The 19,465-nt window shown below is 46.2% G+C and carries 23 protein-coding genes; 14 read left to right on the top strand and 9 right to left on the bottom strand.

All coding sequences use genetic code 11. The features are described from left to right. Nucleotides 1–39 precede the first annotated feature (39 nt). From BLW60_RS13205 to fabD, 9 genes are all read right to left on the bottom strand, one after another. Nucleotides 40–723: a dockerin type I repeat-containing protein gene (locus BLW60_RS13205; RefSeq protein WP_074718174.1), complete on the bottom strand. Its 684-nt coding sequence runs from the start codon at nt 721–723 to the stop codon at nt 40–42. Between the two features lie 161 nt (nt 724–884). Further along, the gene (gene guaB, locus BLW60_RS13200) at nt 885–2,357 is read right to left on the bottom strand and encodes an IMP dehydrogenase (protein ID WP_074718172.1); all 1,473 of its coding nucleotides are present in this window, start codon (nt 2,355–2,357) and stop codon (nt 885–887) included. Nucleotides 2,358–2,514: 157 nt separating this feature from the next. Further along, complete coding sequence (locus BLW60_RS13195) at nt 2,515–3,723, bottom strand: leucine-rich repeat protein (protein WP_074718170.1); 1,209 nt, start codon at nt 3,721–3,723, stop codon at nt 2,515–2,517. Between the two features lies 1 nt (nt 3,724). Then, entirely contained in the window at nt 3,725–4,894 is a 1,170-nt protein-coding gene (locus BLW60_RS13190; RefSeq protein WP_074718168.1) for an amidohydrolase, read from the bottom strand. Between the two features lie 7 nt (nt 4,895–4,901). Continuing rightward, the gene (locus tag BLW60_RS13185; RefSeq protein WP_074718166.1) at nt 4,902–5,399 is read right to left on the bottom strand and encodes a shikimate kinase; all 498 of its coding nucleotides are present in this window, start codon (nt 5,397–5,399) and stop codon (nt 4,902–4,904) included. A gap of 13 nt (nt 5,400–5,412) precedes the next feature. After that, nucleotides 5,413–6,291 (bottom strand): CE1 family esterase, encoded by an 879-nt coding sequence (locus BLW60_RS13180; RefSeq protein WP_074718164.1) that lies wholly within the window; start codon nt 6,289–6,291, stop codon nt 5,413–5,415. Between the two features lie 4 nt (nt 6,292–6,295). Next, on the bottom strand, nt 6,296–6,748 hold the full coding sequence (locus tag BLW60_RS13175; protein WP_074718162.1) for a GNAT family N-acetyltransferase: 453 nt from the start codon (nt 6,746–6,748) through the stop codon (nt 6,296–6,298). Between the two features lies 1 nt (nt 6,749). Beyond that, a complete protein-coding gene (locus BLW60_RS13170; protein WP_074718160.1) occupies nt 6,750–7,586 on the bottom strand; it encodes a shikimate dehydrogenase family protein in 837 nt (278 codons plus the stop codon). Then, nucleotides 7,583–8,491, bottom strand: coding sequence for an ACP S-malonyltransferase (fabD, locus tag BLW60_RS13165; protein ID WP_074718158.1), 909 nt, complete (start codon nt 8,489–8,491; stop codon nt 7,583–7,585). Before fabD ends, BLW60_RS13170 begins: the two co-directional genes overlap by 4 nt. Before the next feature lie 286 nt (nt 8,492–8,777). On the opposite strand from fabD, the gene BLW60_RS13160 reads away from it, so the two are divergent. From BLW60_RS13160 to BLW60_RS13095, 14 genes are all read left to right on the top strand, one after another. Then, nucleotides 8,778–9,764 (top strand): beta-ketoacyl-ACP synthase III, encoded by a 987-nt coding sequence (locus BLW60_RS13160; RefSeq protein WP_074718156.1) that lies wholly within the window; start codon nt 8,778–8,780, stop codon nt 9,762–9,764. Between the two features lie 107 nt (nt 9,765–9,871). Beyond that, on the top strand, nt 9,872–10,798 hold the full coding sequence (fabK, locus tag BLW60_RS13155; protein ID WP_074718154.1) for an enoyl-[acyl-carrier-protein] reductase FabK: 927 nt from the start codon (nt 9,872–9,874) through the stop codon (nt 10,796–10,798). A gap of 22 nt (nt 10,799–10,820) precedes the next feature. After that, nucleotides 10,821–11,030, top strand: a complete 210-nt coding sequence (locus tag BLW60_RS13150; protein ID WP_074718152.1) for a DUF4177 domain-containing protein — start codon at nt 10,821–10,823, stop codon at nt 11,028–11,030. 107 nt (nt 11,031–11,137) lie between these two features. After that, the gene (gene fabG, locus BLW60_RS13145; protein WP_074718150.1) at nt 11,138–11,878 is read left to right on the top strand and encodes a 3-oxoacyl-[acyl-carrier-protein] reductase; all 741 of its coding nucleotides are present in this window, start codon (nt 11,138–11,140) and stop codon (nt 11,876–11,878) included. Nucleotides 11,879–11,954: 76 nt separating this feature from the next. Beyond that, the gene (gene fabF / locus BLW60_RS13140) at nt 11,955–13,211 is read left to right on the top strand and encodes a beta-ketoacyl-ACP synthase II (protein WP_074718148.1); all 1,257 of its coding nucleotides are present in this window, start codon (nt 11,955–11,957) and stop codon (nt 13,209–13,211) included. A 12-nt stretch (nt 13,212–13,223) separates the two neighbouring features. After that, nucleotides 13,224–13,697, top strand: coding sequence for an acetyl-CoA carboxylase biotin carboxyl carrier protein (gene accB / locus BLW60_RS13135; protein ID WP_074718146.1), 474 nt, complete (start codon nt 13,224–13,226; stop codon nt 13,695–13,697). Beyond that, nucleotides 13,697–14,272 carry a polysulfide reductase NrfD family protein gene (locus tag BLW60_RS13130; protein ID WP_074718144.1) on the top strand — a complete coding sequence of 192 codons (576 nt, stop codon included), beginning with the start codon at nt 13,697–13,699 and terminating at the stop codon, nt 14,270–14,272. The genes accB and BLW60_RS13130 overlap by 1 nt, the downstream gene beginning before the upstream one ends. Nucleotides 14,273–14,275: 3 nt before the next feature. Further along, a complete protein-coding gene (locus BLW60_RS13125) occupies nt 14,276–14,938 on the top strand; it encodes a hypothetical protein (protein ID WP_074718142.1) in 663 nt (220 codons plus the stop codon). Between the two features lie 5 nt (nt 14,939–14,943). Further along, nucleotides 14,944–15,387: a 3-hydroxyacyl-ACP dehydratase FabZ gene (gene fabZ, locus BLW60_RS13120; protein ID WP_072951004.1), complete on the top strand. Its 444-nt coding sequence runs from the start codon at nt 14,944–14,946 to the stop codon at nt 15,385–15,387. Nucleotides 15,388–15,409: 22 nt separating this feature from the next. Next, complete coding sequence (gene accC / locus BLW60_RS13115) at nt 15,410–16,762, top strand: acetyl-CoA carboxylase biotin carboxylase subunit (protein WP_074718140.1); 1,353 nt, start codon at nt 15,410–15,412, stop codon at nt 16,760–16,762. 21 nt (nt 16,763–16,783) lie between these two features. Next, entirely contained in the window at nt 16,784–17,629 is an 846-nt protein-coding gene (gene accD / locus BLW60_RS13110) for an acetyl-CoA carboxylase, carboxyltransferase subunit beta (RefSeq protein ID WP_074718138.1), read from the top strand. Nucleotides 17,630–17,631: 2 nt separating this feature from the next. Next, a complete protein-coding gene (locus BLW60_RS13105) occupies nt 17,632–18,438 on the top strand; it encodes an acetyl-CoA carboxylase carboxyltransferase subunit alpha (RefSeq protein WP_074718136.1) in 807 nt (268 codons plus the stop codon). A 43-nt stretch (nt 18,439–18,481) separates the two neighbouring features. Next, nucleotides 18,482–18,718: an acyl carrier protein gene (gene acpP, locus BLW60_RS13100; protein ID WP_072950997.1), complete on the top strand. Its 237-nt coding sequence runs from the start codon at nt 18,482–18,484 to the stop codon at nt 18,716–18,718. A 173-nt stretch (nt 18,719–18,891) separates the two neighbouring features. Next, on the top strand, nt 18,892–19,458 hold the full coding sequence (locus tag BLW60_RS13095; protein WP_074718134.1) for an RNA polymerase sigma factor: 567 nt from the start codon (nt 18,892–18,894) through the stop codon (nt 19,456–19,458). Nucleotides 19,459–19,465 lie beyond the last annotated feature (7 nt).

Below are 19,465 nucleotides of genomic sequence, written 5' to 3'. Positions count from 1 at the left end.
TATGCCGTCCTTTTTAATATATTTAGTTTTGAAGTGCAATTAAACAATTCGTTTGCCACCACAGATGTGATTAATAATTGCTGTTACGTCTTCGATATCTACATCGGGATTTCTAAAAGAATATTCGTCATAACTTTTTACGTTTGCAATAAACAATTGCTTACTATCAAGTGCTTTTACTCCATTAATATGGTTTAAAATCATAGAGACATCTTCGATGTCAACATTTTTGTCACCACTTACATCACCTATTAGGTTAATTTCATTTTTAGGACCTATTGAATATTGCTTTTCAGCATCAAATTCTATGCTATATGATTTGTTATTGTAAGATACGTTTTTAGTATACCATTTATCGCCTTTTTTGTAGAGGTCGTAAGAATATACGGGGCTTGTATTGTACCATGTCTCTAAAACAAACTTATTATTATTATTTAATGAAAGTCTTACAGTTTGATTAGATGGAAGTGCTAATACCGTCATATGATACTGATTATACCCAGTTAACTCCTTAACATAGATATATTTCCAACTTCCGTTCTTTTTTAGAGTACCTGAAAGACTTGATGGAATTGCGATTTCATCATTAGAAAGATAATGAGTATCAAAAACATAACCTTTACCTATAGCATTAGAACTCATAACAGTTCCTGTTAATGCACTTACTGACATAATAGTAGCAAGAAGTGTGGGAATAAACTTTTTCGTCATGGTTTTTTTCATTTCTGTTACATCCTTTACGTAGTATTAAAAGGTAAATATAATTACCTTATAGATTATATTATACAACTGTTATTGCTGTTTGTCAAGTCATTTTAATAAAATGGCTATAATCAAAATAAGAAAGAATAGATAAAAAGGCGGACATAAAGTCCGCCTTTAATTCATATTTGAGTTGAATAGTTAGGAGCTTCCTTAGTGATATAAATATCATGTGGGTGGCTCTCTTTAAGACCTGCGCCAGTGATACGAATGAACTTAGCCTTTTCGTGGAGTGTAGGGATATCCACACAGCCGCAGTATCCCATACCCGAACGGATACCGCCGACAAGCTGGAAGATAGTATCAGCAACAGGGCCCTTGAAAGGTACACGACCTTCAACGCCCTCAGGAACGAGCTTCTTTGCGCCCTCCTGGAAATATCTGTCCTTAGAGCCGTTAGCCATAGCACCGAGGCTTCCCATACCTCTGTATACCTTGAACTGACGTCCCTGATATATCTCTGTTTCACCTGGAGCTTCTGCACAGCCTGCAAGGAGTGAGCCGAGCATTACAACGTTAGCTCCTGCTGCCAGAGCCTTAACTATATCGCCCGAGTACTTGATACCGCCGTCAGCAATAACAGGGATACCGTACTTCTGAGCTACACAGGCAACATCATAAACAGCAGTGATCTGCGGAACACCGATACCTGCAACTACACGGGTAGTACAGATAGAACCCGGTCCGATACCAACCTTGAGGCAGTCTGCACCTGCTGCGATAAGAGCCTCAGCAGCCTCGGCAGTAGCGATATTTCCTGCGATAACAGGTATCTCTGGGAATGCTTCCTTGACCATTTTAAGGCACTTGATGATGTTTGCGCTGTGGCCGTGAGCAGAGTCAAGAACGAGAACGTCAGCCTGAGCGTCGATAAGAGCCTTAGCTCTTTCAAGAACGTTAGCTGTAACGCCGATAGCAGCACCGCAGAGGAGTCTGCCCTTGCTGTCACGGGCTGAATTAGGATACTGAACTGACTTTTCGATATCCTTTATAGTGATAAGTCCCTTGAGGATACCTGCCTCATCAACGAGTGGGAGCTTTTCGATCTTATGTGCGCGGAGGATCTCCTGAGCCTGCTCCAGAGTAGTACCTACAGGAGCTGTAATAAGGTTGTCCTTAGTCATTACCTCTGAGATCTTGGCTTTGAAGTCTGTAAGGAAGCGCATATCTCTGTTAGTGATGATACCAACGAGCTTGCCTTTGCCGTCAACGATCGGAACGCCTGAGATCTTGAATTTACCCATAAGCTCGTCAGCATCTGCAACGATGTGATCCTCGGTAAGTGAGAAAGGGTTAACGATAACGCCGTTTTCGCTTCTCTTTACCTTGTCCACTTCTTCAGCCTGCTGTTCAATGGACATATTCTTGTGTATGATACCGATGCCGCCCTCACGAGCGATAGCGATAGCCATGCGAGAATCTGTAACTGTGTCCATAGCTGCGGTCATTATAGGAGTATTAAGACGGACGGTTTTTGTGAGCTGTGTACCGATCTGGATCATGTTGGGAGTAACATTTGATTCAGCGGGTATCAGCAGCACATCATCGAAGGTAAGACCTTCCTTCTGAAATTTGCTGTTCATGTCGGTCAGCATAATAAAATTCCTCCTTGCATTGATATTAACTTTAATGATACTATTTTTCGCGGCTTCTGTCAATAGTTTGGACGGTTTATGAACGTGAAAAATTTATGGTCAAATATGGTCGGGTTTTGGCGAAAAAAGCAATTTGATATATTAAAGTAACCAAGTGTTAAAGTGTCTGCACTCTTGCGTACTCGGCAAGTATGGCGGAAGCGTCCACGGAATCGATATTTCCGTCGCTGTTCCAGTCCGCAGCCTTTGACTGTTTCTCGGTAAGCTTTCCCTTTTTGCCTGCTGAGAGAAGAGCATATTCAGCCAGCACAGCGGAAGCGTCTACAGAGTCCACCTTGCCGTCGCCGTTCACATCTCCATGTGAGTCGTCGGTAAGGAAGGATATATTCTGATCAAAGGCGTATTTTTCCGCAGCCGAGCCTTTTTCGCCTTTTATCTGGAAGTTCGGGATATTTATAGCGTCAGAGTCCAGAGAAATGGACTTCTTTCCGATAGCATCTTCACCGATAGTTTTAACGGTGGCTGGTATATAGATACCGCTGATATCCTCACAGCAGTAAAAGGCTCTGTCGCCTATAGATCTGATATTGTCGGAAAGCGATATATCCTTCAGAGCAGTACAGCAATAAAAACATTCTTCGGGTATCTCTGTCACTGATTTGCCGAGGCTTACGCTTTGCAGGGCACGGCAGCTCATAAAGCAGTACTTTCCGAGTTTGGTCACAGAGTCGGGGATAGAGATCTCTTTCAGAGAAAGGCAGCCCGAAAATACAGAATCTTCAATAGCAGTGACAGAACTCGGGATAGTGACCGAGGTGATATCCGATCTTTCAAAGAAAGCCCACTTGCCGATAGTTTTGGTATTGTCGGATACGACAGCCTTGCTGCCGCCTGCATAAAGGCGGAGCGTATCTCCTTTCTTGTTGTAAAGACAGGAGTTGATCGAAGAAAAATCAGGATTATCCTTGCTAACAGTGATAGAGGTCAGCTTGTTACAGTTGGCAAAAGCCAGATTTCCTAAAGAAGAAAAACCGCTTCCTATACTTACGCTTTTCAGATTAGGACAGGCGGCAAATGCCAGATCGCCTATTGATTTTACGGCATCGGGAATAACACAGGAAACGATATTTTCATTGCCTGTGAATGCCTTCTCGTCGATAGAAGTAACAGGCTTACCTTCGTAGGTTTCGGGAATTACAAGCTCAGTTACGTTGTCGCTCCATTCGCCTGTTAAACAGGCTTCACCGTTTTCTATTTTAAAATGCAATTTCAAGTCATTAGCCTTATCTTCGGCAAAAGAAGTCATTGCAGGAGCTGATGTGAAGATAAGTACAGCAGAAGCAATGATTGATAACAGTCTTTTCAATTTATACCTCCCTGCGGCATATCTCGCCGCTGACCATTACGAGAACGGGTTCGCACATAAGGTCAAGGGGATTGTCGCCCTTGCGGTAGAGCTGCAAATCAGCGTCCTTATCCTCTCTGAGCGAGCCTGTGACATCGTCTATGCCCAGTATCTCGGCAGGATACAGAGTAATAGTCTTTACAGCCTCATCGAAGCCGAGACCGCCTTTTATTGCAGTCTGAGCCGAAAGGGGCAGGTACTGTATAGGTGTAACTGTATGGTCTGTGCATATAGCTATCTTCACTCCGTTTTCGTGGAGCACAGCAGCATTTTTCAGTTCAAGTCCGCGCATTTCGGGCTTGCAGCGGTCACACATGAGAGGACCGCATATCACAGGGACTTTTTCCTCAGCGATGATATCGGCTATCTTGTGTCCCTCAGTGCCGTGTATGATAACGGGATCAAGGGCAAATTCCGAAGCTATGCGCATAGCCGTGCAGATATCGTCTGCGCGGTGGCAGTGGAAGAAAGCCTTTATCTTGCGTTCCAGCAGGGGCATGAGAGCCTCGCACTTGATATCGTACTCAGGGGGATCGTAGTTCTCACTGTCGGAGTAATAGCTGTCCATATCGTGGACATAGCGGCGAGCCTTGTAAAGCCCCTCACGTATAAGAGCGGTTATCGCCATACGTGTGATAGGAGTCTCTTCCCGTCCGTTGTATACATTCTTTGGATTTTCACCGAGAGCGAACTTGATACCGCACTTCTTTATGAGCATATCGTCCACGCGTCTGCCGTTTGTCTTTAGGGCAGCTATCTCGCCTCCGCAAGGATTTGCACTTCCCGGACTTGAAGCCGCAGCGGTTATGCCGCGCATACGCGCTTCCTCAAAGCAGCGGTCAAAGGGATTGATACCGTCGATAGCTCTCATCTGAGGAGTAAACGGATCTGTGGACTCGTTGCAGTCATCGCCCTCAAAGTCGAGACCGTCCTCGATTATGCCGAGGTGAGTATGAGCGTCGATAAATCCCGGCATGAGCAGACCGCCCTGAGCGTTTATACTGCCCTCGGGTATTTCTGTGGGAGCACCCTCACCAATAGCCTTTATCTTGCTGTTTTCGGTCTCTATCCAGCCGTTTGTGATGACTCCCCGTGAGTCAAGAGTGTGTATCTCAGCGTTATAGATAAGCATGATATGCTCACTTTCTCAGGGCTTCAACGATCTTGTCCGCATTTTCGACCGGACTTCCCGTACATTCAAGCCTTATGGTGGAATGTTTGAGGTAGATGTCTCTGCGCGAGTTGTAGAGAGCCTCAAGCTCCTCCTTTGTGGACTTCACAACGATAGGACGGTTCGTATCGTCCTTGATACGCTGATAGCAGGTCTCGAAAGGAACATCGAGGAAGATAACAGCCGCACCTGCGTCCTTTGCAGCTTTTGCTGTATCGGGATTGAGCATAGCACCGCCGCCGCAGGCAGCAACGGTAGTCTTGCCGCAGAGCGACTTCACTATCTCTGCTTCTGTCTGACGGAAGAAAGGCTCGCCTTTTTTCTCGAATATCTCGGGGATGGTCATTTCGAGAGTCCTTACGATGATGTCATCGGTATCGCAGAAGCCGCAGCCCAGCTTTTTAGCTGCAAGCTTGCCTATAGTTGATTTTCCGCAGCCCATAAAGCCGCATAAGAATACAGTCATATTTTACTCCTTTTTACTTTTGAGTCTCAAAGAAATCAAGTATCAGCTCAGTGGCGTCAAATCCGTTGTATTTCTCGGAATACCACGAATGACCGCCGTCCTTGACGGTAAGCTCCCAGACCTGTCTGTGAGTTTCTGAGTTTTCATACTTGCTCAGCACCGAGCCATTGCCCACCTCACAGCTGTCTGATGTATCAGCGTTTATGGAGCTTTTTCGGTACTCTATCACCTTTTCTATGGACGGTGCAGGATTATTCTCGGCAGTGCCGTCGCTTTCCTTTGGCACAAAGTCGTCATTTTCGCCTGTAAGCTGGAAAAAGCTCACATCTGAGCCTTTTCGCTTATCCCATATGTTCGGCTGCATATATCCTGCAGCACAGGCAAAAGCCGAGTACGTACCGTCCGCCTTTTTGGCAAGGGTATGCATCATACACGCACCGTTGCTGAAGCCTGCGGCGTATGTCCTGTCTTTGTCGAGAGAATACTCTTTTTGCAGATATTCAGCCAGCGCAGTCAGAAATTCAGTATCCTTGTTGTCATTTGGTGCAGCAGGCGAATTCCAGCCGCTTGCGGAAGTATTGTCCCTTGCGGAAGAAGCTCCCGTGACGTATACCACGGCATATCCGAGGGGATTGGCTTTTTCTTCAAAATGGATACCGTTTCGGAATCCCTCCGCCGAGTCTCCGTAGCCGTGGAGCAGGACAACAAGGGGAGAATTTTTTGTATTATCGGGCATATCAACGATAAAGTCATGCTTTACGCCGTCAAAGGTGCATGAAAAACGGTTCTCTCCCGTGCAGGAAATGCCTTCAAGCCGAAGCTTTTCGGCTTTTTTCTGTCCGCAGCCAGAAAGGACTATTGCGGCAAGAAAAAGGAAAGCAGTTTTTTTCATGATATTACTTTTTGCTGAGAGCCATTTTTGTAAGCGGCACCCAGTCATCTTCTATTATTTTTTCACCTGTGAGCTCGAAGCCGTGGTGTTTATAGAAAGTCTTTGCACGTATGTTATATTCAAGTACCCACAGCCATGTTGCTTTTAGTTCGTTTACTGCATAGTCGAGAAGAGTCCGACCTATGCGCATATTCTGGAATTGAGGTTCAACAAATAGCTTTTCTATCTCATCGCCCTTTACGCGGATAATACCCTTGACCACGCCGCAGTCATCGAAAACCCATGTGTTGCTCAGGGCTTCCGTGCCTTTAGCGTATTCCGAAGCCATATCCACTACGTTGAGTTCGTTGAAGTAGTAGTCGTCGTTAAGGAAATAGGGATAGAAATTCACGCGGTAATTAGTGATTATTATTTCGGCGATTCGTGAAGCATCGCAGGCTTTAGCAGGTCTTATCATATTACTTGTTCATGCTTTCAACAGCATTCTCCACATCGGTGATTATCTTAGCGATGTCCTCGGCTGCGAACTGTCCGCCGTACCATATCTCGTGAGCCTTTACAGCCTGATATACAAGCATTGATGCGCCGCCCACAGCTGTTTTGCCGAGAGCACGGGCTTTCTTCATGAGAAGTGTCTCTATAGGATTGTAGATAACATCGAATACGCTGCCGCTGTTTTCGATGACCTTGTCGCTTACAGCGCAGGCATCTACCTTCGGGTACATACCAACGGGAGTAGCATTTATGAGCAGGTCGAAATCGCCTTCGAGAGCGGATATCTCCACGATCTTTATTGAAGCACCGCTGCACTTTGACATTATCTCAGCCATGAGGAGCTGAGCGTTCTTGAAGTCCTGAGGGATAACAGCGAGAGTGATATTGCCGCCGTGACGTGCGACTTCAATAGCTATCATTCTGCCGACGCCGCCGCAGCCCAGTATAGCAACATTTCCGCCGATAGGTAGCTTCTCTGCCGAGCGCAGGAATCCGTCACAGTCGGTATTATAGCCTGTGAGCTTTCCGTCCTTATTGCTGATGCAGTTTACTGAATTATAGCGCAGAGCACTTTCCGCAAGCTCGTCCAGAAGCGGTATAACAGCCTGCTTGTGAGGGATAGTAACATTGAGTCCGCGGAGGCTTTCGAGAAGCTCGCGGCTCTTTGCCATATTCTCGGGAGCTATGTCAATAAGCTCGTATGAAGTATCGTCAAGTCCGCTGAGAGCGAACAGCTTTTCGTGGATAAGAGGGGACATGGAGTGTCCGAGAGGGTGACCTATAAGCGCGAATTTATTCATGATAATGCTCCTTCGAGAGTTTCAAGATTTTCAACATTTACAGCTGTCACATCTTTGAGAGTCTTTTTAACGAGTCCTGTGAGAGTTCTTCCGGGACCGAATTCAACGAACTTGTCCGCACCTGCTTCCTGCATAGCAGCAAGCTCGGAAGTGAAGCGTACAGGCGAAACTATATGCTTAGCAAGCATTGAAGCCATATCCGAGAAGTCATTGAGCTCGCCGCCTGTGAGGTTTGAGTAATACTTCACCTGCGGAGTACTGAAAGTTATAGTCTTTGCTGTTTCGTAGAATTTATCCGCAGCAGGCTGCATGAGCTTTGAATGGAAAGCGCCTGCAACGTTGAGAGGTATAACTCTTGCCTTCATTTCGGCAAATATCTCACTTACCTCTGCGATACCCTCGGGAGTACCTGCGATAACGGTCTGAACGGGAGAATTGTAGTTTACAGCGGTAACATATTCCTTAGCCTCGCCGCATACCCTTTCGACTTCCTCGGGAGCTATCTTCATTATAGCAGCCATTGCACCCTTAGTTGAAGTTGTAGCCTCCTCCATAGCGGCAGCTCTTGCCTTGATAAGGCGGAAAGCGTCCTCGAGAGTTATCATTCCAGAAGCGTACATAGCAGCGTATTCGCCGAGAGAGTGACCTGCAACGCCGTCAAAGGTGAAGCCCTTAGCCTGTGCAGCTTTAAGGCATACGATAGAAGTAGCCATGATAGCAGGCTGAGAGTTGATCGTTCTTGAAAGCTCGTCAAGGGGAGCATTGAAGCAGATATCCTTCAGATCGGTGCCAAGTACAGCCGAGCCTGTTTCGTAGACTTCCGCCAGTTCAGGCATGGCTTCCGCAATATCCTTACCCATGCCTTCATACTGCGAGCCCTGTCCTGAAAATAGTGAAATTGTCATAATAGATAACATCCTTTCTGTGTGGTATACACAAATCAATGGTGAAAATATCCGAATGGTATATTGTAAATTTGTGAGAAATGACGATATTTTGATTTCGGGGTGCTAAAGTGACAAAATATCGTTGCAAAAAAACTCAAAATGCTTTACAATATATTATGTGTGGTATTATGTCCATATAGGGTATAGCCCTTATGTTCAAGTACTAACACTACTACTATAACATAAAATTTTGGTTTTTACAACCATGTTCACATAATTTTTATTGATTCTAAGGAGCTTTTTAATGGGTATCAGCATTTTGGGAATGGGCAGATACGTGCCTGAACAGAAATTGAAGAACGATGATTTCACCCGTTTTATCGAGACCAACGACGAGTGGATAAGAACGAGAACGGGTATAACAGAGCGTCCTATGGCAGGCTGGGAGCCCACATGGTATATGGGGAAGCAGGCTTCTCTCAAAGCAATAGAAGCAGCAGGCATCGACCCGTCACAGATAGGTCTTGTTATATCCTGCACTATTACTTCCGATTTCCTTACTCCGAGCATGGCAAGCGTGATACAGCATGAGATAGGAGCTGTGAATGCAGCAGCCTTTGACCTCGGTGCAGCCTGTACGGGATTTGTTTACGGCGTAGATACTGCAAGACGTTTCCTTGAGACAGACAGCTCACTGAAATACGTTCTTGTAGTTGCAAACGAAGCTCTTTCGCGCTTCCTTGATTTCACAGACCGAACTACCTGTATACTTTTCGGCGACGGTGCGGCAGCAGCTGTGCTGGAAAGAAGCGACAAGCTGTTCTCATCTGCGCTCTTCTCGGACGGCAGCGGTGCAAAGCATCTTTTTGCAAGAGCACTCAGCCCTGCTCCCGAAGTTGCAGCAGAGAGCGATTTTGAAGATCCTATCCCTGAGGGACCTATGCACAAGCTCCAGCAGAACGGCAAAGAGGTTTACAAATTCGCTACACAGGCTCTTCCGAAGGCATTTGACAGTGCAGCAGAAAAGATCGGCATAACAAAGGACGATATAGACTGGTTCGTACCTCATCAGGCAAACATAAGGATAATCGAAACAGCTGCAAAAAAGCTGGATGTATCCATGGATAAATTCATAATCACCCTTGACCACTACGGAAACACCTCCAGCGCGTCAATACCGCTGGCACTTTCCGAGGGCATAGAAAAGGGACTTATCAAACGCGGACAGAAGATCGCTCTCATAGGTTTCGGAGCAGGTCTTACTTACGGCGGAATAATACTTGAGTATTGATCAAGAACTAAGTATAGGGGCTGGCGTCCTCGACAGCCCGTCAGTTTTGATCATATTTACGGGACGGCGAGACGCCGTCCCCTACAAAGGCAAAAAGGAGAACTATTATGAAAACACGCATTACTGAACTTCTTGGCTGTGAATACCCGATAATACAGGGCGGTATGGCTTGGGTAGCCGAGCATACGCTCGCTTCCGCAGTATCAAATGCAGGCGGTATCGGACTTATCGCAGGCGGCAGCGCACCTATCGACTATCTTCGTGAGCAGATACGCCTCTGCAAGGAAAAGACAAACAAGCCTTTCGGCGTAAATATCATGCTTATGAGCCCTAATGCCGACGATCTTGCACAGCTCTGTATCGACGAGGGCGTAAAGGTGATAACAACAGGTGCAGGCAATCCGGGCAAATACATGGCTGCATGGAAAGAAGCAGATATAAAGGTAATGCCTGTCGTACCGTCAGTAGCTCTCGCAAAGAGAATGGAAAAGGCAGGAGCTGACGCTGTTATCGCAGAGGGAACAGAGTCGGGCGGTCATATAGGTGAGAATACAACGATGTGTCTCGTTCCGCAGGTAGTTGACGCAGTTGAGATACCTGTTATCGCAGCAGGCGGTATCGCAGACGGCAGAGGAATGGCAGCAGCCTTCATGCTGGGCGCAGTAGGCGTTCAGATAGGTACACGCTTCCTTGCTTCCGAGGAGTGTCAGATACACCCCACATTCAAGGATCTTGTAATAAAGGCAAAGGACACCGATAATATCGTAACAGGAAGATATACAGGTCACCCTTGCAGAAATATCAAGACAAAGTTTGCAAAGAAGCTGGCTATGGGCGAAAAGGACGGCACACTTACTCCCGATGAGTTTGAAAAGCTCACACTGGGCGCACTCCGCAGAGCTGTAGTTGACGGCGATGTGGACAGCGGTTCGTTCCTTTGCGGAGCTATCTCGGGTATGGTAAACGAGATAAAGCCATGTGCCGACATCGTTAAGGAAATAAACGACGGAGCAGAAAAGCTTCTCGGCAGATAAAAACAAATACAGAGGTTTCAGAATGAAAAAATATGTCTTTGTAAGTATGCGTAAGAAAGCCTTTGGAAGTTATGTTGCCGATGACGGAAAAGGCGAACGTTCGCATCGTGATGTAATAAATGAAATGGCAGCAGACGGATGGAAATATGTTGATAATATCCCTGTTGAAATGGACGGTTACGGCAAACTGAAACACTATGACCTCGTATTTGAAAAAGATGCTCAGGCATAAATAATTACATTTGTAACTATAAAAAATGACATTTTTCCCGTTAACAAACTGCGGAAAAGATGATAAAATAAGTGTATCAAGAAACACCATAAACGGAGGTAAACAATATGGCAACAGCAATTATAACAGGTGCATCACAGGGTATAGGTGCCTGTATCGCAAAAAGACTTGCACAGGACGGTTTTGACGTAGTAATTAATCACTATCCAAGCGACGGTGACAAGGAAAAGGCACTTGCAGTTGCTGAGGAGTGCCGTTCATTCGGCGTAAAGGCTGAGTGCTATGCGGCAGACGTATCAAAGTTCGACCAGTGCGAGGCTATGGTAAAGCAGATAAAGGCTGATTTCGGCACTATAGACGCACTTGTTAATAATGCAGGCATAACAAAGGATAAGCTCCTTGCAAGAATGAGCGAGGACGAGTATGATGCTGTCATTGCTGTAAACCAGAAGAGCGTTTTCAATATGACAAAGCACGTAACAGCTGTAATGATGAAGCAGAGACACGGAAAGATAGTAAATGTGGCTTCTGTTGCAGGACTTTACGGAAATCCCGGACAGATGAATTACTCTGCATCAAAGGCAGCTATCATAGGCATGACAAAGACAACAGCCAAGGAGTTCGGCTCACGCAATATCACCTGCAATGCTGTAGCCCCGGGATTTATACATACTCCTATGACAGATGTTCTTTCCGAGGAGTTAAAGGCTAAGATGATCGAAGCCATAGCTCTCAGACGTTACGGCGAGCCTGAAGAGATAGCTTCCGTTGTATCCTTCCTTGTATCTGAAAACGCTTCTTACGTTACAGGTCAGGTCATAGAGATATCAGGCGGACTTGCTATGTAAGACCTATAATATTCGCAGTATGGAGCGCAGGCTCTGATCACACCAAGTTATACAGAGGTTTAAGAAAGGAATAAATATGAGCAGAAGAGTAGTTATTACAGGAATGGGAGCAGTTACTCCGCTTGGTACAGGAGTTAATAAATTCTGGGAGGGCATAAAGGCAAACAAGCTTGGCATCTCCTTTATAGATATGTTTGAAACAGAACGTATAGGCGTTAAGATAGCAGGAATGGTGCGCGACTTCAATGAAGAACAGTATTACGATGTGGCAGGCTGCTTCGACAAGAAGGAAGCAAAGCGTATGGATACATTCACAAAGTATGCCGTAGTTGCTGCACACGAGGCTCTTGAAGATGCGGGAACAGACTTCAAGGACATTGACCCTTACAGAGTGGGCGTACTTGTAGGTTCTGGCATCGGCGGTGTAGACCTTACACTTACAGAGCATAACAAGTATCTCGAAAAAGGTCCGGGAAGAATGTCTGCATTCTATATCCCAATGATGATAAGCAATATGGCAGCAGGCACTATCTCAATGAAAACAGGCTTCAGAGGAGCTAATTTCGATGTGACCACAGCCTGCGCTTCAGGAACACATTCCATCGGTGAAGCATTCAGAAAGATAAAGGACGGCTACCTTGACGCTTGTCTCGCAGGCGGTACAGAGTCAACAAGAGTAGAGTTTACATTCGGCGGCTTTGCCAACATGAAGGCACTCACAAAGAGCGAGGACCTCACAAGAGCTTCCATACCTTTCGACAAGGAGCGCAGCGGCTTCGTTCTCGGCGAGGGAAGTGCAGTACTGGTACTTGAAGAATACGAACACGCAAAGGCAAGAGGAGCTAAGATATACGCAGAGGTGGCAGGCTACGGAGCTACCTGCGACGGCTACCACATGACATCACCTATGCCAAGCGGTGAAGCCGCAGGCAAGGGCATGAGCCTTGCAATGGAGGAAGCAGGACTTACTCCTGCTGATATAGATTACATAAACGCACACGGCACATCTACAGGACTTAACGATAAGTATGAGACAGCCGCTATAAAGCTTGCTTTCGGCGACGAGGCAAAGAACGTGAAGATAAGCTCCACAAAGTCGATGATAGGACATCTTCTCGGCGCAGCAGGTGCAGTTGAGGCTGTAGTCTGCGCAAAGAGCATCGAGGAAGGCTTTATCCACGCAACAGTCGGCTATAAAGTGCCTGACGAGGAGTGCGACCTTGATTACTGCGGAAGCGGTAATATCGAACAGGAGGTAAACGCTGTACTTTCAAATTCACTTGGATTTGGCGGACACAATGCTACCCTCTGCTTCAAGAAGGTAAAAGATTGAGGAGGACATTAAATGGAGAAAATTTATGGTCAGTTTGACCTTGAAACAATAGAAAAACTGGCAGACATAATCAATAAGAAAGAGCTCTCTGAGCTAACTATATCAAGCGGTGAGAACACTATCACTATCAAGGGCAAGAAGAGCATTCCCGCAATGCCTGTACCTATGATAGCATCTGCACCTGCACAGTCAGCACCGTCTGTTGACAGCACACTTGCTGCAAGCGAGGCTTCAATGGCTGAGGAGGTAAGCGGAAAGATAGTGAAATCTCCTATCGTAGGAACATTCTACTCATCACCTTCACCTGACAAGCCGCCTTTTGTAAAGACAGGCGACGAGGTCAAGAAGGGCGACGTTATAATGATAATCGAGTCAATGAAGCTCATGAACGAGATACAGTCGGAATATGACGGCGTTGTAGAGCAGATACTCGTATCAGACGGTCAGGCTGTAGAATTCGACCAGCCTATAATGGTCATAAAGTAATGACTTACAAGTACCTCACTCAGGAAGTAATAGATTCGGGCGGCAGAAACATAACCTCTCCCGAAATGTTCGCGGAAGCCCGTTTATATAACATAGAGGCGATGAAAAACAGCGTAAAACGCCGCCGCGTACACGCTTTGTTCAATACATGGGTAATAACGCAGTATGTGCTTGTTATCTGGTTCATGTTCTCGCTCATAACGGTATACAGCAACGATTATGTAGCAAACTGGCGCATAATTCTGGCGGCATTGGGCTTTCTTGGATATCTTATACTGGTAACGTATTTCATATACATGAAAAACTGCCGTGAAAGGTATGTATTATGCCTTGTATCACTGCCTGCCATACTGATATCATTTATCTTTCTGTTATTCCCTGCGGCGAATTTCGGAATGGGCTGGTATTACAACAACGAAGAGAACAAGCTTTCAAAGGAACTTGGCTATCCCTCGTTCCCGAGGCTGCTTATTACTACTGTAAACAGCGATGCTGACAGCATAACCAATCTTACTTACGACAGCATACGCGAAAAGGCTAACAGAGACCACCCACACGACGGTACTTTCCTATAATATATGGAACTTAAATATATAACACAGAAAAATATAGACGAGTCTCATATCAACATCACCTCTGCCGAGATGTATGCCGAGTTCAAGGGATACAATCAGCATATGCTGGATATGCAGAAGAAACGCTGGAGATTTCTCCGCGATTTCTGGGCATTGTGGATAATGAACGCCATACTTCTCTTTGTTGGTATAATGACTGCTTTAATGTTAATGTGGAACGGCTCTCTGATATACATGGCAAGCGGAACGTTCATGCCCTGTTGGCTGCTTTTAGCCATATACCTGTTTCTGATGATATACTTTATAGGTATACGCAAGCTGTACAGCTGGAAGGCAGGGCTTCTGATATCTGCCATACTTATACCCATAAACCTTGCGTTTATAGCTCTTGCGATTGCCAATGCCGTTGTTATCTATTTCATGGATAAGGAGGACAGCGGTATCAGGAATGAAACGGGCTATCCCCATTTCGCGCAGCTTGTAGGCTCGTTCAAGAGCTTCGTCAAGGACGGCGAGGTATACGGAGTAGGAGAGGGCGTTGTTTACGGAGCAGGGCTTCAGTCCGAAAGCGCGGAACAGATACCCGAAGATCCCTTTGCGAAGTACAGGATAAAACCTGAGGACGATATGGGTATGCTTTCGGATAATGATATAAATAAGGAGTAATCAAAATGGCTGATATACTTATGAATAAAGAACAGATAATGGAAATAATCCCTCACCGCGATCCGTTCCTTCTCATAGATGAGATAGTGGAACTGGAAGTAGGCGTGAAGGTACACGCAAGAAAGTACATCAAGGAAGAGGATTTCTGGTTCAAGGGACACTTCCCGGGATATCCTGTTACCCCCGGCGTACTTATGATAGAGATGCTTGCTCAGGCAGGAGCTGTATGTATGCTCTCAAAGCCTGAATTCAAGGGCAAGGTAGGTCTTTTCGGAGGCATCGACAAGGCAAAGTTCCGCAGACAGGTAGTCCCGGGGGACGTACTTGATCTTGAGGTAGAGATGATACGCCAGCGCGGACCTGTGGGAACAGGCAAGGCACTTGCATCAGTAGGCGGCGAAAAGGCTGTATCATGCGAGATAACATTTATTGTTGCGGATAATAAATAAGTGACACAGGAGATAAGGATAAATGTTCAGAAAAGTACTTATCGCCAACAGAGGCGAGATAGCTGTACGAATAATAAGAGCCTGCAGAGAGCTTAATATACGCTGTGTAGCAGTCTATTCCACTGCTGACCGCAATTCTCTCCACGCTCAGATAGCAGATGAGGCAGTATGTATAGGACCTGCTGCAACAAAGGACAGCTATCTTAATATGAACGCTATCGTACAGGCGGCATTGAATACAGGGGCGGACGCTATCCACCCGGGCTTCGGATTTCTTTCGGAGAATGCAGAGTTTGCAAAGCTCTGTGAAGCAAACGGAATAGTTTTCATCGGTCCGTCATATAAGTCTATAGAAATGCTTGGCGACAAGGCAGCTGCAAAGGAGACTATGGCAGCAGCAGGAGTACCTGTTATCCCGGGCTCAAAGGGTGCTGTAAAGTCTCTTGAGGAAGCCCGTGAGATAGCCGACAAGGCAGGCTATCCCGTACTTGTAAAGGCTTCGGCAGGCGGCGGTGGACGCGGCATACGCCGTGTTGACAGCGCAGATGAGCTTGAAGCTCAGATGACAGCCGCACAGCAGGAGGCTAAGAACTTCTTCGGCGATGATGCGGTATATATCGAGAAATTCCTTATAAATCCACATCACGTTGAGATACAGATAATCGCCGACAAGCATGGTAATTATATCCACCTCTGCGAGCGCGACTGCTCTATGCAGCGACGCAATCAGAAGATGATAGAGGAGTGCCCCAGCCCTATAGTTGACGCGGAGCTCCGTACAAAAATGGGCGCAGCAGCAGTTACTGCGGCTAAGGAGTGCGGCTACTACAACGCAGGCACTATCGAATTTCTCGTTGACGAGAACCATGATTTCTACTTCATGGAGATGAATACCCGTATACAGGTGGAACACCCGATAACAGAGGAAGTTACGGGCTTTGATATAGTAAAGGCACAGATAGAGATAGCAGACGGCAAGCCTCTTGAAGTAAATCAGGAGGATATAGTGATGCGCGGTCACGCTATCGAGTGCAGAATAAACGCAGAAGATCCTTCTCACGGCTTCAGACCGTCACCGGGTACTATCACGGCACTCTATATGCCGGGCGGTCCGGGAATAAGAATAGACGGAGCCGTATATCAGGGCTATACCATAACGCCTTTCTACGATTCTATGATAAGCAAGCTCATCGCTCACGGCTCTGACCGCGAGGACGCTATCAACAAGATGAGGTGGGCACTTTCCGAGTTTATCGTGGAGGGCGTGGATACAAATATAGATTTTCAGCTTGAAATGATAAGGAACGCTGATTTCAAGGCAGGAAAGTATGATATCGGCTTCCTCGGAAGGTATATGGACGAAAAGAAGAACTAAAAGTGAATGGGGAGAAAATAATTGTTTGAAGATTTTTTTAATGTTGTAAAGAAACGCTTCAATGACGGTGAGGAAGAATACAAACCGCCTATGTTCAAATGCCCGCGCTGTCAGGATACGAGTCCTCTGTCGAAGTACGAGGAGCTTCACAGAGTATGCCCTAAGTGTAATTATCACGGAAGGCTGTCATCTGCTGAGCGTATCGCCATAACAGTCGACAAGGGCAGCTTCAAGGAGCTCAACGGCGGCATGAAGAGCGCAAATCCGCTGGATTTCCCTGATTATTCCGAAAAGCAGGCAGAGCTTCGTTCGACTACAGGTCTCAGCGAGGCAGTCATCACAGGTACGGCAACTATCAAGGGCTCGCCTGTAGTTATCGGAGTAATGGACTCACGCTTTATGATGGGCTCTATGGGAAGCGTCGTAGGCGAAAAGATAACACGCGCCTTTGAGTATGCAACAGAGAATAAGCTACCTGTTGTAATGTTCACAGCTTCGGGCGGAGCACGTATGCAGGAGGGTATCGTATCCCTAATGCAGATGGCTAAGACATCGGGAGCTGTAAAGCTCCACAGCGAAGCAGGCGGACTTTATATATCCGTAATGACAGACCCGACAACAGGCGGCGTTACAGCCAGCTTTGCGTCACTTGGCGATATAATCATCGCAGAGCCGAAGGTGCTTATCGGATTTGCAGGCAGAAGAGTTATCGAAGGAACTATCAAGCAGAGACTTCCCGAGGACTTCCAGCTTGCGGAATTCATGTACGACAAGGGCTTTGTGGATATGATAGTTGAGCGCAGAAAGATGAGGAGCGTACTCTCACATCTTCTGAAGCTCCACGGATTTTACCCTAAGGAGGCGTGAGCATGGAAGAAAAGAAAACAGCGTGGGAACGCCTTCAGCTCATTCATACCAAGGGCAGACCTACGATAAAGGACTATATACCACAGGTATTCACAGACTGGTACGAAATGCACGGCGACCGTCTTTTCGGCGATGACAGAGCTATCATCGGCGGACTTGCAAGACTTGACGGCGAGCCTGTTACCATAATCGCAGAGGTAAAGGGCAGAGATCTCAACGAAAATAAAGCCTGCAACTTTGCAATGCCGCACCCCGAGGGCTACAGAAAAGCTCTCAGGATAGCACGTCAGGCAGAAAAATTCCACAGACCTGTTATATGCTTCATAGATACACCAGGTGCATTCTGCGGAGTTGCAGCCGAGGAGCGCGGACAGGGCGAGGCTATCGCAAAGAATATCGCAGAGTTTATGACTCTCCGCACACCTATAATATCAATAGTACTCGGCGAAGGCGGAAGCGGCGGCGCACTTGCTCTCGGCGTATGCGACGAGCTTGCAATGCTCGAGAACGCAGAATATTCCGTATTATCGCCCCGCGGCTTTGCGAGCATACTCTGGAAGGACGCTTCACGCGAGCAGGAAGCAAGCGAGATAATGAAGATAACCGCAGAGGATATGGTGCGTTTAGGCGTTGCTGAAGCCATAATCGAAGAGCCCCTCGGAGGCGCACATAACGATTTAGACAAAATTTCAGAAAATATACACGAATATTTGTCACAGAAAATCCCTGAAAAATGTAAAAAAGATATTGACGTTTTGCTTAAAGAACGCTATACTAAATTTAGAAAAATCGGAGCGTTCATTGAATGAACCGATTTTGATGAAAAATAAAGAAAAAATGGAGGACCTTGTAATGATTTTTGAAAAACTCAAAGATATTATTGCAGAACAGCTCAGCGTAGAGGCAGATGAGGTTAGCCTTGATTCAAATATCCAGGACGATCTCGGCGCAGATTCACTCGACGTTGTTGATCTTATCACAACTATCGAGGACGAATTTGACATCTCTATCCCTGATGAGGCTGTAGAAGAGATCAAGACTGTAGGAGACATCGTTAACTACATTGAAAAGAATACAGACGCTGAGTAATCAGCGTATACTCCCCCGACTTTAAGTCGGGGGATTTTTTCGTTGCGGCGTTGTAAAAAGTATGGTAATATAAAAGAAGAAATTTTTTTGTAATTTTGCAGCACTTTCATTTTTCACTGCGAATGTTGTTTATGAAAGGTCGATCTTCATTATATAGACAAGGAGGGATGAACATGACAGGGAACGAGCTGAAGGAGCTTCTCGATACTTCCCCTGCTGAATGTCACAGACGGCTGATGAAAGAGTACGGCAGATATGTTTATGCCATAGTATTCAATAAGCTCAGAAGCTGCGGCACGAAGGAAGATATAGAGGAGTGCTTCTGTGATGTGTTCACGGATATATTCATAAAGTTCGAGTATAACGAAAAATACGTAAACGATATCAAGGGATACATCGGGACTGTGGCTAAACACAACGCCATAGACCGTTTCAGAAGACTTTCCGCAGCAAACAGCCATAACGCATATACAGATGAAGAGGGTATGGCAGAGCTTGTTTCCGATTTCAGCGTTGACGAACGCGTTGACAGTTCGGAACTCCGCAGGATCCTTCTTCAGAAGATAAAGGAACTCGGCGAACCTGACACGACGATACTGATACAGAAATTCTATTATAACCGCAAATCATCGGAGATAGCAAAAACAGTATCAATGACGGCATCGTCCGTCCGCTCACGATGTACGAGAGCAATGGAAAAGCTTCGCGTCAAGCTTGCCGAAGTCGGTATCACAAAGTAAAGGAGGA

The organism is Ruminococcus flavefaciens, from assembly GCF_900108555.1.
Classification (GTDB): Bacteria; Bacillota; Clostridia; order Oscillospirales; family Ruminococcaceae; genus Ruminococcus; species Ruminococcus flavefaciens_P.
The sequence above is the reverse complement of the archived record's forward strand: the minus strand, read 5'-3'. Positions and strand labels throughout refer to the sequence as shown.

Bases quoted from the DNA above. Each gene is read 5' to 3' on its own strand.
- BLW60_RS13105 (WP_074718136.1), top strand. From the start codon at position 17,632: ATGGAAGAAAAGAAAACAGCGTGGGAACGCCTTCAGCTCATTCATACC.
- BLW60_RS13160 (WP_074718156.1), top strand. From the start codon at position 8,778: ATGGGTATCAGCATTTTGGGAATGGGCAGATACGTGCCTGAACAGAAA.
- BLW60_RS13130 (WP_074718144.1), top strand. From the start codon at position 13,697: ATGACTTACAAGTACCTCACTCAGGAAGTAATAGATTCGGGCGGCAGA.
- fabK (WP_074718154.1), top strand. From the start codon at position 9,872: ATGAAAACACGCATTACTGAACTTCTTGGCTGTGAATACCCGATAATA.
- BLW60_RS13095 (WP_074718134.1), top strand. From the start codon at position 18,892: ATGACAGGGAACGAGCTGAAGGAGCTTCTCGATACTTCCCCTGCTGAA.
- BLW60_RS13150 (WP_074718152.1), top strand. From the start codon at position 10,821: ATGAAAAAATATGTCTTTGTAAGTATGCGTAAGAAAGCCTTTGGAAGT.
- accB (WP_074718146.1), top strand. From the start codon at position 13,224: ATGGAGAAAATTTATGGTCAGTTTGACCTTGAAACAATAGAAAAACTG.
- fabF (WP_074718148.1), top strand. From the start codon at position 11,955: ATGAGCAGAAGAGTAGTTATTACAGGAATGGGAGCAGTTACTCCGCTT.
- BLW60_RS13205 (WP_074718174.1), bottom strand. From the start codon at position 723: ATGAAAAAAACCATGACGAAAAAGTTTATTCCCACACTTCTTGCTACT.
- acpP (WP_072950997.1), top strand. From the start codon at position 18,482: ATGATTTTTGAAAAACTCAAAGATATTATTGCAGAACAGCTCAGCGTA.
- guaB (WP_074718172.1), bottom strand. From the start codon at position 2,357: ATGCTGACCGACATGAACAGCAAATTTCAGAAGGAAGGTCTTACCTTC.
- BLW60_RS13170 (WP_074718160.1), bottom strand. From the start codon at position 7,586: ATGAATAAATTCGCGCTTATAGGTCACCCTCTCGGACACTCCATGTCC.
- BLW60_RS13125 (WP_074718142.1), top strand. From the start codon at position 14,276: ATGGAACTTAAATATATAACACAGAAAAATATAGACGAGTCTCATATC.
- accC (WP_074718140.1), top strand. From the start codon at position 15,410: ATGTTCAGAAAAGTACTTATCGCCAACAGAGGCGAGATAGCTGTACGA.
- BLW60_RS13180 (WP_074718164.1), bottom strand. From the start codon at position 6,291: ATGAAAAAAACTGCTTTCCTTTTTCTTGCCGCAATAGTCCTTTCTGGC.
- fabZ (WP_072951004.1), top strand. From the start codon at position 14,944: ATGGCTGATATACTTATGAATAAAGAACAGATAATGGAAATAATCCCT.
- BLW60_RS13175 (WP_074718162.1), bottom strand. From the start codon at position 6,748: ATGATAAGACCTGCTAAAGCCTGCGATGCTTCACGAATCGCCGAAATA.
- BLW60_RS13185 (WP_074718166.1), bottom strand. From the start codon at position 5,399: ATGACTGTATTCTTATGCGGCTTTATGGGCTGCGGAAAATCAACTATA.
- fabG (WP_074718150.1), top strand. From the start codon at position 11,138: ATGGCAACAGCAATTATAACAGGTGCATCACAGGGTATAGGTGCCTGT.
- BLW60_RS13190 (WP_074718168.1), bottom strand. From the start codon at position 4,894: ATGCTTATCTATAACGCTGAGATACACACTCTTGACTCACGGGGAGTC.
- fabD (WP_074718158.1), bottom strand. From the start codon at position 8,491: ATGACAATTTCACTATTTTCAGGACAGGGCTCGCAGTATGAAGGCATG.